Origin of the sequence: Neobacillus sp., from assembly GCF_031988165.1 — a bacterium.
GTDB lineage: Bacteria > Bacillota > Bacilli > Bacillales > Cytobacillaceae > Neobacillus > Neobacillus rhizosphaerae.
In genome coordinates, this window is the sequence record NZ_DALZYO010000036.1 from 34,218 (window position 1) to 49,293 (window position 15,076).

Annotated in this window: 12 protein-coding genes; 3 read left to right on the plus strand and 9 right to left on the minus strand. The window is 38.6% G+C overall.

Annotation, left to right across the window (positions count from 1 at the left end):
- Positions 1-22: 22 nt before the first annotated feature.
- Entirely contained in the window at positions 23-1,045 is a 1,023-nt protein-coding gene (locus RTR43_RS19430) for an HAAS signaling domain-containing protein (RefSeq protein WP_312474081.1), read from the minus strand.
- Positions 1,032-1,379, minus strand: coding sequence for a PadR family transcriptional regulator (locus RTR43_RS19435; protein WP_312474083.1), 348 nt, complete (start codon positions 1,377-1,379; stop codon positions 1,032-1,034). The genes RTR43_RS19430 and RTR43_RS19435 overlap by 14 nt, the downstream gene beginning before the upstream one ends.
- Positions 1,380-1,747: 368 nt before the next feature.
- Between RTR43_RS19435 and RTR43_RS19440 the strand changes: the two genes are divergently transcribed.
- A complete protein-coding gene (locus RTR43_RS19440; protein ID WP_312474085.1) occupies positions 1,748-3,787 on the plus strand; it encodes a Na+/H+ antiporter in 2,040 nt (679 codons plus the stop codon).
- A 289-nt stretch (positions 3,788-4,076) separates the two neighbouring features.
- Here the strand turns inward: RTR43_RS19440 and RTR43_RS19445 are convergent, their stop codons facing one another.
- The 3 genes from RTR43_RS19445 to RTR43_RS19455 are packed head-to-tail and all read right to left on the minus strand — an operon-like array spanning position 4,077 to position 7,403.
- On the minus strand, positions 4,077-4,835 hold the full coding sequence (locus RTR43_RS19445; RefSeq protein WP_312474087.1) for a YqjF family protein: 759 nt from the start codon (positions 4,833-4,835) through the stop codon (positions 4,077-4,079).
- Between the two features lie 44 nt (positions 4,836-4,879).
- Positions 4,880-6,271, minus strand: a complete 1,392-nt coding sequence (locus RTR43_RS19450) for an FMN-binding glutamate synthase family protein (RefSeq protein WP_396954600.1) — start codon at positions 6,269-6,271, stop codon at positions 4,880-4,882.
- A 34-nt stretch (positions 6,272-6,305) separates the two neighbouring features.
- A complete protein-coding gene (locus RTR43_RS19455) occupies positions 6,306-7,403 on the minus strand; it encodes a GerAB/ArcD/ProY family transporter (RefSeq protein ID WP_312474089.1) in 1,098 nt (365 codons plus the stop codon).
- A gap of 235 nt (positions 7,404-7,638) precedes the next feature.
- On the opposite strand from RTR43_RS19455, the gene RTR43_RS19460 reads away from it, so the two are divergent.
- Entirely contained in the window at positions 7,639-9,258 is a 1,620-nt protein-coding gene (locus tag RTR43_RS19460; protein WP_312474091.1) for a spore germination protein, read from the plus strand.
- A gap of 352 nt (positions 9,259-9,610) precedes the next feature.
- Here the strand turns inward: RTR43_RS19460 and RTR43_RS19465 are convergent, their stop codons facing one another.
- On the minus strand, positions 9,611-10,717 hold the full coding sequence (locus tag RTR43_RS19465) for a GerAB/ArcD/ProY family transporter (protein ID WP_312474094.1): 1,107 nt from the start codon (positions 10,715-10,717) through the stop codon (positions 9,611-9,613).
- A gap of 66 nt (positions 10,718-10,783) precedes the next feature.
- Complete coding sequence (locus RTR43_RS19470; protein WP_312474096.1) at positions 10,784-11,017, minus strand: hypothetical protein; 234 nt, start codon at positions 11,015-11,017, stop codon at positions 10,784-10,786.
- A gap of 219 nt (positions 11,018-11,236) precedes the next feature.
- Between RTR43_RS19470 and RTR43_RS19475 the strand changes: the two genes are divergently transcribed.
- The gene (locus tag RTR43_RS19475) at positions 11,237-12,439 is read left to right on the plus strand and encodes a Ger(x)C family spore germination protein (RefSeq protein WP_312474098.1); all 1,203 of its coding nucleotides are present in this window, start codon (positions 11,237-11,239) and stop codon (positions 12,437-12,439) included.
- 154 nt (positions 12,440-12,593) lie between these two features.
- Here RTR43_RS19475 and guaC read toward each other — a convergent pair whose 3' ends face one another.
- Positions 12,594-13,577, minus strand: coding sequence for a GMP reductase (guaC, locus tag RTR43_RS19480; RefSeq protein ID WP_312474100.1), 984 nt, complete (start codon positions 13,575-13,577; stop codon positions 12,594-12,596).
- Positions 13,578-13,807: 230 nt separating this feature from the next.
- Positions 13,808-14,839, minus strand: coding sequence for a Delta(5) desaturase DesA (gene desA, locus RTR43_RS19485; protein ID WP_312474103.1), 1,032 nt, complete (start codon positions 14,837-14,839; stop codon positions 13,808-13,810).
- Positions 14,840-15,076 lie beyond the last annotated feature (237 nt).

The following is a 15,076-nucleotide window of genomic DNA, read 5'->3' on the forward strand; positions in this document are numbered from 1 at the left end:
AGTCATACCTATCCCAGTCACTTTAAATGGACTGTGATTTCGCAGGTCCTTTACGAATATTAGCTTTTCGAAAGCCTTTGTAGGAGTCGATGGCTGCAAATATAACGAATATGATCATTGCTCCCCAATAAATTGAGTTTTTTGGATTATAGCTGAAACTGAATAAATCATTTAGATACTGGACGAATGCTATGTTGAATAAATGGGGATTACTGAAAATAACAATAAATACAATTGAAGATATCAACTGGAGAATCATATTTAGACTAGCTACTTTTTTTGTCCATTGAGCTGTTATCCATTTGTAGATGGCGGTTGCAACCTCCAGGCCGATCACCATCACCACTAAGGGCCAATAGGAATGTAAAACTTCCTGATTGAATGTAGGTGCTACAAGTTCAAGGCCTTCTCTCCCTTTTTCATACACACCAAGTAGATTAGCAGCGTAAAAATAACCGGTTGCCCAGATCGCCGTCCAAAGTAAGCTACCAAACACTTCGACCTTGGAAATCACCTTTTCCTTGGGGATATAGGGTATATTCTTCAAGTCATCTGGTGACCATTCTTTACAGCTTTGTGTTAATGGAATTGGAGCTTTTGCATGATCCGTGCGTTCGAGAATGGCAAATACCAAGGTTAGCCAAAAAAACACTTGTATACCCGTACTTAGAATGCCCCAAATACCCTCACCAAGAACATGTAGAATAAGATTTAGCACTGCTCCCTCTCCACCATAAGACAAAATATTATTAGCCGCCAATGAAAACAGTGAAATCGCTGCAGCTATTGGTATAATCATTTTTAACAGCTGGATATAGAGATCAAAGTAACGGGGGCCAATTAGATGCATCGGTCGATCTCGATACCCACTTGCAAGGATCGCGGGGTTACCAAGTTGTTCAAGGATCGACTTAACGTCCTGCTCCGAGTAATCATCTGGCAGCATATCCTCAATGGTTGACTTTAGCTCAAGAGCAATGTCCTCCCTGTTTTTTTCTGGCAGCCTTCTCGTTACCTCCTGTATATAAAGCTCAATCAACTTCATCTTCTCCCTCTCCTTTCAATAGAGTGTAAAGTTCCTGGGACGTCTTTTCCCACTCATTCTTTAATTGTTGAAAAATCACTGTGCCGAATTCGCTTAATACATAATATCTTCGCGGCCTGCTTTCAGATGTATCCCAACTACTCGTCACTAACTCTTGTTTTTCTAAACGACGAAGCAATGGATATAACGTACTCTGTTCAATCGTGATACCACTCTTCTCCAATAACTGGACAAGTGAATATCCATATTGAGGAGTTCTAAGCTGACTTAACACAGCTAATGTCAATGTCCCCCTTCTTAACTCCGTCGTCAAAGAATTCAATAAAGAACTCATCTATTCACCTCATTTGTTTTATACTATGCATCATACACTATATCTTATACTATGTATGATACACTATTATTGTTCCTACATCAATTATTTTTTACAATATATGAGAAAATTGGTGCCTAAACCCCATGTGTTAATGCGTTAATGATTTGGGTCAGGCACGATGTCTTAATTTCTAACTTTTTTATTCCTTGCTGTTCTTATGTTAAAATTTCTTTTATTACAAAAAAATTCTTTTGTTTCAAAAAACGGGACTCATTACTTTGTTCAATATGGTGAATCTTAATGTAATGAAGAAAACGGAAACAGGAATCCTTTACTTCCCAACTCACATGGTTATTTCACACTACATATAAAAGAGGAGACATGCTATGGAATTATTTCTAATCATACTTTTATTACTGGCCCTCATCGGGCTGTCTAATTTCGTCAATCATTTTATGCCATTCATACCGGTGCCGCTTATTCAAATTGCCTTAGGAGTTTTGCTTGCGTCACTACCACTAGGAATACACATTCCAATGGAGCCTGAATTGTTTTTCGTTCTATTTATTGCCCCTTTACTTTTTCATGATGGAAAAAATGTTTCACGGCAGGCCTTATGGAAATTACGAAAACCGATTTTATTTCTTGCTCTCGGTCTTGTATTTGTTACCGTATTCGCTATTGGATACTTAATTCATTGGCTTATCCCGTCGATTCCATTGCCTGCATCTTTTGCGTTGGCAGCCATTCTTTCTCCTACAGATGTTGTAGCCGTGGGCGCTATTTCAAGTAGGGTGAAGATACCAAAAACGATTATGCACATTCTTGAAGGGGAAGGACTAATGAATGATGCTTCTGGTCTAGTTGCCTTTAAATTTGCCGTAGCAGCAACAGTGACCGGTGTTTTTTCATTGGCAGAAGCAAGCTGGAGCTTTTTAGTCATTTCGATTGGCGGTTTGGCAGGAGGAGCCATTCTTGCTTATCTTATTATTCGGTTGAAAATTTTCATTCGACGGCTAGGTATGGAGGATGTAACCATTCACATGCTCATCCAGCTCCTCACTCCTTTCGTCATTTTTTACATAGTTGAACATTTTCATCTCTCAGGAATTTTATCAGTTGTAGCAGCTGGTATTGTCCATGCTATTTATCGGGATCGTGACCAATCACCTGCAATGCAGCTACAAGTGGTATCTCAAAGTACCTGGAAAGTACTTATTTATATTTTGAACGGTTTGGTGTTTGTGCTGTTAGGCTTGCAAATCCCAAGTGTAACGAATGAAATTTTTAAAAACCCGTTATTTAACAATTTTGAAGTGAGCAAATATATTGTCATCATTACAGCTGCCCTTATACTTTTTCGTTTCTTATGGATTTGTGCATCATGGTGGGGCGGATGGAAACTTAAAAAGCAGCAATTCCAAAAGCCTTCGATGAGATCTATCGGCATTACGACCATTTCCGGTGTACGAGGGGCTGTCACACTGGCCGGTGCCTTTACCATTCCATATGTTCTAGCAGATGGAAGTCCCTTTCCCGAACGCTCGTTAATCATCTTTATTGCGGCTGGGGTTATCTTGGTCACACTACTTGTTGCGAGCATCTTCTTGCCGATACTTGCAAGGTCGGAAAAAGGGAACACGGAAGAATTGAGAGAGGAAATGGTAAGGATTGCTACAATTCGGACGATTGATGCTGCCATCAGCTCGATCCGCGAATTGATGAATGACGACAACCGTGGAGCTGCAGTATCGGTCATCGCGACTTACAATCAAATTCGCAATCGCCTTAAGAATGTAAGTGAGGAACACTCTGAACGCCAAAAAATAGCGGAAACTGGCATTCGCATGAAGGCCTTAGATGAGGAAGCCCACTACATTGAAAGATTGAAAAAAGAAGGACAAGTTGATCGGGAAACCACTTATTTGATGGAAGAACATATTCATCGGATGAGGCTCGCCGTAACAAATCGTCTACAGTATCGAAGATTGTTCTTTTGGACCATCCTTAAAAGAAGTGTATACAAGCTATTGCACCTGTTCGTGCCGAAAAACCAGGATTGGCATAAGCATCACAAACTAAAAACGAAAAAAATCATTCAACTAAAAGTCAGCATGGCCAAAGCCGCGATTCGGTATTTGAACGATCATATGACTCCTGAAAATGAAGATATATATTTATTATTAATTGGGGAATACAATGAGATGGTCATGAAGTTTAAGCTAGCGAAAAAAGGCGCTGATCCTATTCATTACACACAAATGCAACGGGAGCTTCGTAGTAAAGCATTCCAAGCAGAACGGGATGAAGTCCAGAATTTGTACGAAGAAGGAGAAATCACGATTGATGTTATCCGTAAAATTCGTAAGCAGATTAATATTAGGGAGGCATATTGGATGGAAGAGACTAGTGTCCATTCTCATTAAAGCATAGTAATGGTAGAAAAGTGAAAGGTGCCTGTTTAGCGGCGATTGGACTATAGGAGTAGTAGGAACCTCCTTTAGTTATCGAGCGAGCGGGTGCCTTTTTCTCTTTTCGGTCAATTGGGTACTCTCCCTATTCACAACTAACCGATTTCTGTTGCCAACAGGTGTCCATTACTGTTCTACTGAAAGTAAATCCAACCCTTTCTGACAGTAATCCAACCCTTTCCGACAGTAATGCCACCTTATCCGACAGTAATTCCACCCTTTCCGTCAATAACCATAACCCACCTTATTCGGCAGCAAATTTTCCCACCCTCTTAATATTGGAAATAATAGAATCAACTCCTTTTGAATAGTGAAGGAATGGTTTCATTTCCGGCAGTTGAATATTAAATGGTGTGGTGAGTGTGTTGTAGTAAATTTCTGCTTCTGCCTTTTGTAATGTCCAGCGGTGATGGTCAATTTCACTGCAATATATATGACCATTGGCATCGACACTGTAAAGGAAATATCGTTCGGTCAGCCAATGATCGATGGTTCCTTGTTCGGCAAAATAAACCTCTGGTGAAGCAATAAATTTTCCGTTGAACTTTACGGAAAAAGCGCTTGTCTTGTCTTTTCTCAAACTGCTGTAATGGTATCCATTATGATCTTTCAGAGAATCAATTTGCGAATAGTAATAAGGTAATCGATACCATTTCTTTGCAACTGTGTAAGTGACCCAATGCGGGGCATCAAGTGAAAGAAAATAGACTCCAGGTTTTCCGTTGTAATGGACGTAGGTTCTTACATTTATTTCAGGAAATTTTGCAAACAATGGAAGCCTTGATAAGCCCCGGAGGTAAATCCCATCCATCACAAATACAACAATGCCAATCCATGCATAACGATCGAATGTATCAATCAGTAACGGATTAGGTACAAAAGGGCGAAGCGATTCCACAGGGACCGGCCAATGAGCAAATAATAAATTCCTCCATGATTGCTTCATTATCCATGCTTTTGATAGCGGAGAAGAATTCTGATGAAAGTGCTGCAGAAATCCCATGAATAATTCACCCCCCTGAATTTGTGAAGAATGTCGTTTACATACTATTTTTTTTTATAGACTAAGGGAATATTTGTTACGTTACTTGTCACTTCATCAAGAGCCACAAGGTCGTTTCGGTCTACCTCATGAACGGAAGTTTTTCCCAAAGCAATAACAGCTACTTTCATTTCTTCAGAAAAGGATGTTAAAAAATTGGCTAAATAATAGGCCGCCTCTACTTCATCAAATTCTTCAGCAAATCGACCTGGGTAAAAAGCTAAAGTTGTCGGCGGTTCAAACGGAATGGCTTTTGTAACTTGGGAGTGGGTCATGGCCCATAAGGCAGCAGTTCCTAAATATACAGCATCAGCCCCTAACGCAAGTGCTTTTAAACAGGTTCCAGGCGTAGAAAATCCACCTCCGACTAGCAAACTGATCTGCTCTTTCACACCTCGCTCGTTTAAATATTGCACTGTACGAGATAGTGCATAAATGGTTGGAAGACCGAAATCATCCTGGATGATGGGAGCAGACCCTTTCGTTCCAGCCTGTCCACCATCAAGTGAAATAAAATCGACTTCCGCCTGAATGCCAATTTCTATATCCTCTTCAACCCTGTTTCCTGCACAGATTTTGATTCCAACTGGAATGCCATCTGTCCATTTTCGTATTTTTTGTATTAATTTTTTTAAATCATCCGGATGATTGATTTCATCCAACCTTCTAGGAAGGGTTGCTGTTTCATCAGGAGCGAGTCCCAGTACGTCTCTAGCCTTTCCTTGTAAGGTTTCAGGAGGGATTCTCGCCGGTGCTGCTCCTGACGCTCCTTGTCCTATATGAATTTCGATGGCATCAGCCTGCTTTAATACCTCTGGGTCCTTGCCCCATTTGGCTGAATGATATTGAATGATCATAAATTTCGCTCGTTTTCTTTCTTCTGGTAAAAAACCTCCTTCGCCAATATTACAAGCAGTGCCTGCAACTGCTGTGCCCATCGCTTGAGCAAGTCTCACTTTTTCACTAACACCGATTCCGTATCCCATACCACCAAGCAGAATGGGCATTTCAAGAGTCAAAGGCTTTTTAGCGCGTTTTCCAATTACGGTTTGCATTTCTACTTGAGTATCCTCATGAGAAGGAAGCTTAGCCAATTGCGCAGGCGAGAATATCAGCCCATCGAAAGTAAGGAATTTTTTCGGCGTTCCAAATGGCCGCTCAATCACTCCCCCATTTGTTGCCCGCAAACTATTTTCTATAACCATTCTAGGATTTATACGAGTCATAGCGGTGACCATTTCCCAAATGTTTTCCGAATAAGGATCCTTCATAAGTATATTTGTAAATGCCGCAACAAATCTTTTGATCATGGGACGGGCAAATAACAGAAGACATATACAAGTCAATATCGACCCCAACAATGATGCTGCCATTAACATGAACCAATTTATAACCATAATCAATCTTTCCTTTTATACATTCGTTTTTAGACTACGATTTCCTTAAACCTTTACGTACCCATAAGGTAAAAAGTACTATGAGTGGTATTCCGATAAGAAGTGGCAGCTCAACCATATACGGAAGCTTTTCTAATCTAAATCTCGAATATTCAACATTATTTTTCCCTATAAAAAAGGTAGAAATAAAGATAAGAGATGCTGCAGGGATAATAAAGCTCTGATACCTTTTCAATTTAAAAACATTGGTTAACCCAATAACAACAGCATAAAAATAAAGACTAATTTTTATAAAAAAACCGACAACAAACGTTCCAACAACTATCGAATCCATTCGCTGAATAATATGGCCGACATTAATTTTTCCAACCATACTCAGCAGCGGAATATTGTTAATTTCTGCCCCTAAGGGTCCAAGAACCGTAATGATAAGTAGAAACGTCCAAGTAAGACTAAACCCACTGAATAAAATAGAAATTGAACCTGTCTTTTTTGCCAATTCAGGTCTATTTAAATACGGAAGGAACATTAAAAACAGAAAAATTTCCCCAAAAGGGTAGGAGAAAGATAATGGGATAGCTTGTTTTAGAACAGGCAGCCAGCCTTTTTCTAAAATTGGCTGAAGATTATTTATTTTAATGATTCCGGAAGCTACAACTGTTAAATTTCCGGTTAATCCAAAAATAAACATCCAGATAAGTAAAATTTCAGCCGTTCTTCCCAATACTTCAATTCCTAAATAGCAGCCATAAGAAATAAGTAACAGCACGATAAAATTAACAACGGGTATTGGTGTTTCCGATAAAATTTGGGTGGTAATCGTATCCCCTAAATGACGTGTAGCGATGGAGGTAAGATAGAAAAAATAGCCAATATACACAAGGGATAATGGCACGCCGATATATTTACTAAATACTTTGGCTAAAATTCCTGTAAAAGGAAGAGTAGGATAGTGGTTGAAAATCTGGCAATAAACAAAGAAATATAAAGCAAGACTACCCAACATACCGATGAAAATGGATATCCATGCATCCTGTTTAGCATTCGACGCCAAATCGGTAACAATGGAACTTAAAATAAATAAAAACATCAGAGAAAACAATTGCTTTTGATCGATCTTTGTTTTTTCCATTTGTTAAGGTACCCTTCCTGCTCGTACAACGATTTCCATATTAACTATTTTTAACATTTATCTCCTACCTTAAACCCAATCCACCCTTTTCAAGATAAAATGCCTTGTTAACACTCCTATCTGGAATTTCTATTAGGACCATTTACTGACTTCTAGCAACTAATAATTCTGGGAATATACTCTATTAAAGTGGAAATAATAACCGTAAATAATAAGGAATAAGAGGGATCCTAGTTTGAGCTTTTTTAAAAGTAAAAATAAACAGGCAATTAAAACAAAGTGGGAGGATTTACAAAAAAACGCAAATAAAAAAAATAGTCAAAACAGCCAAACCCAAGCAAAAACCGATGCGATCGAAGTAAGTTTAAATGAAAACATTAACAAGATAAAAGAAATGGTTGGAAACAGTGACGATATTATAACAAGAGAAATCCGGATTGGAAAAGAAGGAAAGGTTAGGTGTTGCCTCCTTTATATAGATGGCTTGATTGATAGCCAAGCGCACCAAAACTTCATTTTGGAATCGTTAATGATCGATTTACGAACGACGGATATCCAAGCAGAACAAGACTCTACCGGTTTACCACTATTATCCTATTTAAAGGAAATGGTGTTAACTGTTGGTGATATTCAGGATGTAATGGATATTTCGGTACTGATAGATTCCCTCTTATCTGCTAAAGTAATTCTTTTATTTGATGGATATCAACAGGGTTTTGCAATTGAGATGCAAGGCGGAAAAGAACGATCCGTTGAGGAACCTGCTACGGAAACCGTGGTCAGAGGGCCTAGGGAGGGATTTACAGAAAATTTACGCGTCAACACCTCGTTGCTTCGAAAAAGAATCAAAGATCATAACCTTTGGTTTGAAACTAGGAAAATTGGAAAAGTAACGAAAACCTGTGTAACCATTGTGCATATAAAAGGAATTGCCAATGATAAGGTTGTGGAAGAAGTCCGAAAGCGTCTTGATCGAATTAGTATTGACAGTATTTTAGAATCTGGCTACATCGAAGAATTAATTCAGGATAAAACCTGGACACTTTTTCCTACCATGTTCCATTCTGAACGTCCTGATTCCATCGCTGCCGATCTTTTAGAGGGACGTGTTGCCATTCTTGTTGATGGAACACCTTTTGTGATGACCGTACCAGTCGTATTTCCTCAATTTTTACAATCACCTGAGGATTATTATAACCGTGCAGACATCGCTACTCTCCTTCGGTTTTTGCGATATATTGGTCTTTTTATCGCATTACTAGCTCCATCATTATATATTGCGATTACAACGTTCCATCAGGAAATGCTGCCAACCCAATTACTTATCTCACTTGCTGCCCAACGGGAAGGTGTTCCATTCCCTGCCTTTATTGAAGCGCTCGCCATGGAACTCACCTTTGAAATATTACGGGAGGCTGGGTTAAGAATGCCGAGAGCAATTAGTCAGGCAGTATCTATTGTCGGAACATTAGTCATAGGAACAGCAGCGGTAGAAGCTGGATTTGCCTCTGCTGCCATGGTCATTGTGGTGGCGATTACCGCTATTTCAAGTTTTACCGTGAATAATTATGAATTGGCAATTGCAATAAGAATATTACGATTTCCTTTTATGGCACTTGCTGCCTCTTTCGGATTATTTGGAATCATTGTGGGGTTAATTGCCATGGTTCTTCATATGTGCAGTTTACGTTCCTTTGGAGTCCCTTATATGGCTCCATTTGGCCCCTTTATTAAAGATGATCAAAAGGACGCAATTTTCCGATTTCCCAGATGGGCCATGTTTTCACGCCCTCGTTTAATTAGTCAGTTAAATATGAAACGTGAAGACTCTCCTGCACCAAAACCAGAATCATAAGAAAAGCGGAAGCGGCCGTTAAGCGGCGTATGGACTGGAGCACTTTGACTGAGATAAATGTAAACTCGCCGACTGGCAAGCCGTTAGGCGAAGACAGAGGCGTAGTTGAATTTATGCGTTCAGAATTTAGGAAATAAATTCTGATTAGCTAAAGGAAACACGGAGAGCGATAGCGATCCGATGTTGACTTATCGTAGGGAAAAGGGCGAAGTACACTAGCCGCTGGGCGCTGGAGCTGGACAATTCTCAAAGTCGAAAATTTTATACTCTTATCTTTTAAGAAAAGCGGAAGCTTCCTTTGCGCGGCATATGGATTATCAGTAAAGCAACCCTTAATCCTATATAGGAAGCTTTACTGATTTTTATTTCCCTGGATAATTTTTCGTAATATCTGACCTGTTAAGAGGAGAAAAGGAAGAACAAGTCCGTATGATAAAGCGTATACTATCCATACTTCTTTATCATAGGCACTCTCAAAGGCAACATTAGGATTAATCATAAAGGAAAGCAAAACTAAGATCATCCCTAAAGGCAGTGTAAGGGGAAGGTAATCGTTTAAGCTCAATGTTTGGGCAAGACCAATCACAGCTGCATAAAAATAAAGCACAAATTTAAAATAAAGCGTGATAAACCACATAGCGGCCATGATGGCTTCTACCCGTTGCAAAAAACCCCCAACTTCTATTTTTCTAGCCAATGAATAACTTGGGTACATCTGAGCAGCACTTAGATCAGCGCCTAAAACCATAATCGTTAATACAATCAAAATTGTTAAACATGTTCCACCAATTAGGACCCCGAAAAATAATTTTTTCTCAGCATTTTTCGGCTGATTTACAGAAGCAGGAAAAATCATTAAAATAACCACTAATGGAAATGAAAAAAAACTCATAAACAACAAAGATGTCCGTACTAAAGGTTTTATCCCTGATTCAAAAATAGGTTGGATGTTTTTAAGCTCAACATGAGGAAATAATGAGACCACAAAAATAATAAAAAGCACAATGAAACAGGAAAATAATATCTCTGCAGAACGAGCTAACGTTTCGAGTCCAAGGCGAATTCCCATGATCACAATGCAAGCAAAAAGAATTTGGGTAACTTCACTTGGTGTCTCTGGCATCATCTGTATCGCTAGGAAATTTCCAACATCGGAAAGCAGTAATGCCGCGGTAGAAAATGAAAAGAAAATAAAAGAAAGAGAAACCAACTTGCCGATCCACTTGCCAAAAACTTTTTCATTCATCATGACAAGTGTCATATTCGGGAAAATTCTCCCAATTGCAAAGTATAGAAGCATTAGCAATAAACTTAGGCCAGTGCCAATTGCAGCTCCAATCCAAGCATCTTGGCTTAATTCTTGAGACATGCTGCTGGAAATGTATAATATCGTCGACCCTATAGAAAATAATATAACAAATATTGCAAATTGACGCGCACTAATTTTTATATTATTCACCTAATTCCAACTTCCTATCAAAGGTTAAATCACCTTATTTGTTAGAATAACTCATCCCCATGCACCTCATTTTAGCCATTCATTTAATATTTTGCTAAGTGGCTTAAAAATAAAGGTAAGTCCGTTTAGAGGGTTCGGAATGTTTAGATGCAAACTTTGGGCTATGCCTAATCCTACGGCAAATAGCAGTAAAATCGAAAATGTCCACCCTTCTCTTTTCAGCTTCTTTTTTTTAAGGTACGGGATTTCCTTCACTAGTATAATGATAGCTACCACTAACACTCCTACAACACCCAACATTTGGATTTCTCCTTCTTTTTTTTACGTCACTCTTATCTAATCCATTATTCACCATAAGGAATAGGGAATAAACCTTCTAGAACAATCAAATTCGATGGGATTTATGAAACGGGAAGTTACCCCTTTATACTCTACAATATTTGGTACTTTATTCGCGTAATGCAGCCACTTTTTGGGGATAATAAAACGTATATAAAAGAATCAAAAAAGGAGTAGTGAATGAAACGGATATTCGTCATCATACTTTCTATTAGCTTTCTCATCCTTCTCACGGGGTGTTGGAACAGAAAAGAATTAAATGAACTCGCCATCGTGGTAGGATTAGGGATTGATAAATCAGATGATCAATTTATCGTAACAGTACAAGTGGTAAATCCGGGGGAGATCGCTACCAAGCAAGGAACAAGCGGGAAAGCCCCCGTTGTCGTTTATCAAGACAAAGGGGATACCTTATTTGAGGCAATTAGAAGAATTACAACGATTTCGCCAAGAAAACTGTATTTTTCTCATCTTCGTTTTCTCGTGTATGGTGAAGAGTTAGCACGAGAAGGAATCGGTGAGACATTAGACGCTTTAACAAGGGATCAAGAATTTCGAACAGACTTTTATATTACTGTAGCTAAAGAAGCAAAAGGTGGAGATATTTTAAGAGTATTAACGGCCTTAGAAAAAATCCCAGTCAATCAACTATATGATTCACTAGAGGCATCACAGAAATCTTGGTCACCTACGATCACGATAACATTGGACCAACTGATCACGGAGTTGGTTAGTCCTGGAATTGATGCCAAATTAACTGGAATTACATTAAAAGGCGAAGAACAAACAGGCGAAGTAATAGAAAATGTTCAACGAACGGAGCCTTACACAAGATTGAAATACCAAGACATTGGTGTTTTTAAGGGAGATAAATTGATTGGTTGGTTAAATGAAGAGGAGAGTAAAGGCCTTAATGAAGCTTTAGGGAATGTAAAAAGTACAATTTTAGAAGTCCCCTGTACAAAGAAAGGAAAAACTGCCATTGAATTGATACGGACAAAATCTGATATAAAAACAGTAGTCGCAAAAGACGGACCGAAAGGCATTATTAAATATAAGGCAGAAGCAAATATTGGAAATGTACAGTGTAAGACACTTGATTTAATGAAACCAGAAACCATTAGCGATTTAGAAACAAAAGCAGAGAATAATATTAAAAAAATGATTCGAGAAACCTTAAAGGTAACCCAAGAAAATTTTGAAACAGATCTATTTGGGTTTGGTGAAGCCCTCCATCGTTCCAATCCTGATTACTGGAAACAGGCAAAGAGCAATTGGAATCAACAATATAAAGAGCTACCGGTAGAGTTAAAGGTTGACGTAAGGATAAAGAGGATTGGTACGATTAAAAACTCTCCTCTTAATAAAATAAGCAAACAATAGCATTCATCTCCATGGGTTGTCGGAAAAAGAAGGATTCCTGATAAACTTTCTAGAACCCTCAAAAACATTGCCAAAAAATATTTACAATCAATGGATGGTGCCTCGCACCATCCATTTTGGTCAACGCTTTATCTAGCAATTCCAAATTAAATCATTAATAGACCTTATCACCGTTAAAGATGGAGTTCTTAACAACGACATAATCTACATTACGGATGGCTTCTAGCTTATTGCCTCCTGAATATGAAATAGAGGATTGAAGATCCTGTTCCATTTCTATCAATGTATCTGTTAATGAACCTCTGTACTCCACAAACATTTTTTTGCCTTCTACATTTTTCTTTTCACCTTTTTGAAATTCCGAAGCTGATCCAAAGTATTCTTTATAGAGCTTTCCATCTTTCTCAATGGTTTCTCCTGGAGATTCTTCATGTCCGGCAAATAACGAACCAATCATGACCATCGAGGCACCAAATCTGACAGATTTTGCGATGTCACCATGTGTACGAATCCCTCCGTCTGCAATAATCGGCTTACTCGCAGCCTTTGCACACCATCTTAGGGCAGCTAATTGCCAACCACCCGTGCCAAAGCCCGTTTTAATTTTCGTGATACATACCTTTCCTGGTCCAATGCCTACTTTTGTCGCATCAGCACCAGCATGTTCTAATTCTCTTACAGCTTCTGGAGTTCCAACATTTCCGGCAATAACAAAGCTTTGTGGTAAGTGTTTCTTGATATGCTGAATCATCTCGATCACGGCATTGGAATGACCATGTGCGATATCAATCGTAATGTATTCCGGTGTGAGCTGTTCATCTGCTAATTGTTGGATGAAATGATATTCTTCCTCTTTGACACCGACACTAATAGATGCAAATAATCCACGTGATTTCATATCTTTAATAAAAGAAAGTCGCTTCTCTGGTTCAAAACGATGCATTACATAAAAGTAACCATTTTCCGCTAAGTAAAGGGCTATCTTTTCATCAATAATCGTTTGCATATTGGCAGGTACTACAGGCAACTTAAAGGCATGTCCGCCTAAGGTTACAGATGTATCACACTCAGATCGGCTATTTACTACACATTTAGCTGGAATCAATTGAATATCTTCGTAATCAAACACATTTTCCATGAATCGCACCCCTAAACACGAATATTTAATAATAATTTTATAAAAACGTTCGTACATTTGGTAATGTACCTCATTTTTAACAGTATGTCAAAGTTTTAACTATTTATGTAGTAAACAGGACGCGATAATTAAACGAAAAAAAACTCTTTCCCGTATTAGAAAAGAGTTTTTAAGATTGTTTTGATTTGCTGGTACCGAAATTTAGGGGGACCAGCTATTTTTGGTGACGTTTATAGCTCAGGTTTAACTTGAGGTGAAATATAATTTTTAGCAATAGCTTTAACCTCTTTAAAGCTGACAAAATTCTTGTTTTTCTCATCCCATAAACGGAAACGAAGTGACCGCAAGCTTGTTCCAAGGGTAATGGTTGGAACGTTCTTTAATGGTGGCGTATGTTTATGCGCCTCTTCCAGTTTATAGTTTGGCACCCTAGGGCTTAGATGGTGGACATGGTGGAAGCCAATATTTCCTGTAAGCCATTGCAAAACTTTTGGAAGCTTATAGAACGAACTCCCTTCCACTGCTGCCTTCACATATTCCCACTCTTTATCTTCTTCAAAATAGGAATCTTCAAAGGTATGCTGTACATAAAACAGCCAAATACCTGCTGCTCCTGAAATCATGAAAATCGAGCCTTGTACTAAAAGAAACGTCTGCCAGCCGAGTGCCCAACAGAGTAATCCAACCAACGTGACAATTAGAACATTCGTCAAATAAGTGTTATTTCGTTCCTTCTTCTTGGCACCTTTACGGTTAAATCTATTTTTTAAAAGGAAAACATAAATTGGGCCTAGTCCAAACATTACCAATGGATTGCGATAAAAACGATAAGCTAGTCGAAGTCTAAGTGGTGCTGCTAAATATTCATCTACTGTTAGGGTCCAAATATCGCCTGTACCCCGCTTATCCAGGTTACCGCTTGTTGCATGATGAACGGAATGCTCATGTCCCCATTGATCAAATGGGAAGATCGTTAACACACCCATAGCAGTTCCAACTATTCGATTGGCACGGCGGCTTTTAAAAAAGGAATGATGGGTACAATCATGAAAAATGATGAAAATCCTTGTTAAAAACCCGGCAGCAATCACAATGGGAATTAGCGCCAACCAATAGGAAACGGAAAGGCTGAAATAGGCAAGTGACCATAAAATAATAAATGGCACGACCGTGTTAATAATCTGCCATACACTTTCTTTTGTCGTTGATTTTTCAAAAGGAGCCACTTGTTTTCGCAAATTTTTCGTATTTTCTATTGTCATTTATTTGAATTTCCCTTCAACTTGTGTCGTTAATCAAAGTATAGTGGAAAGGAGATCAACTTGTTAGTAGCAGGTGTCATGTGCTGGGCATGATAAATGTCATGTACTCCTTTTTAAAAATTCGAGCCGAATTGTCGGGCTTTTCCTGTATAATGAACCATATTCGGATATTGCATATGATATTTCTTTGAGAGAAATCCTATATAGGAGTCGGATAATACAAAAAAATGAGGTACT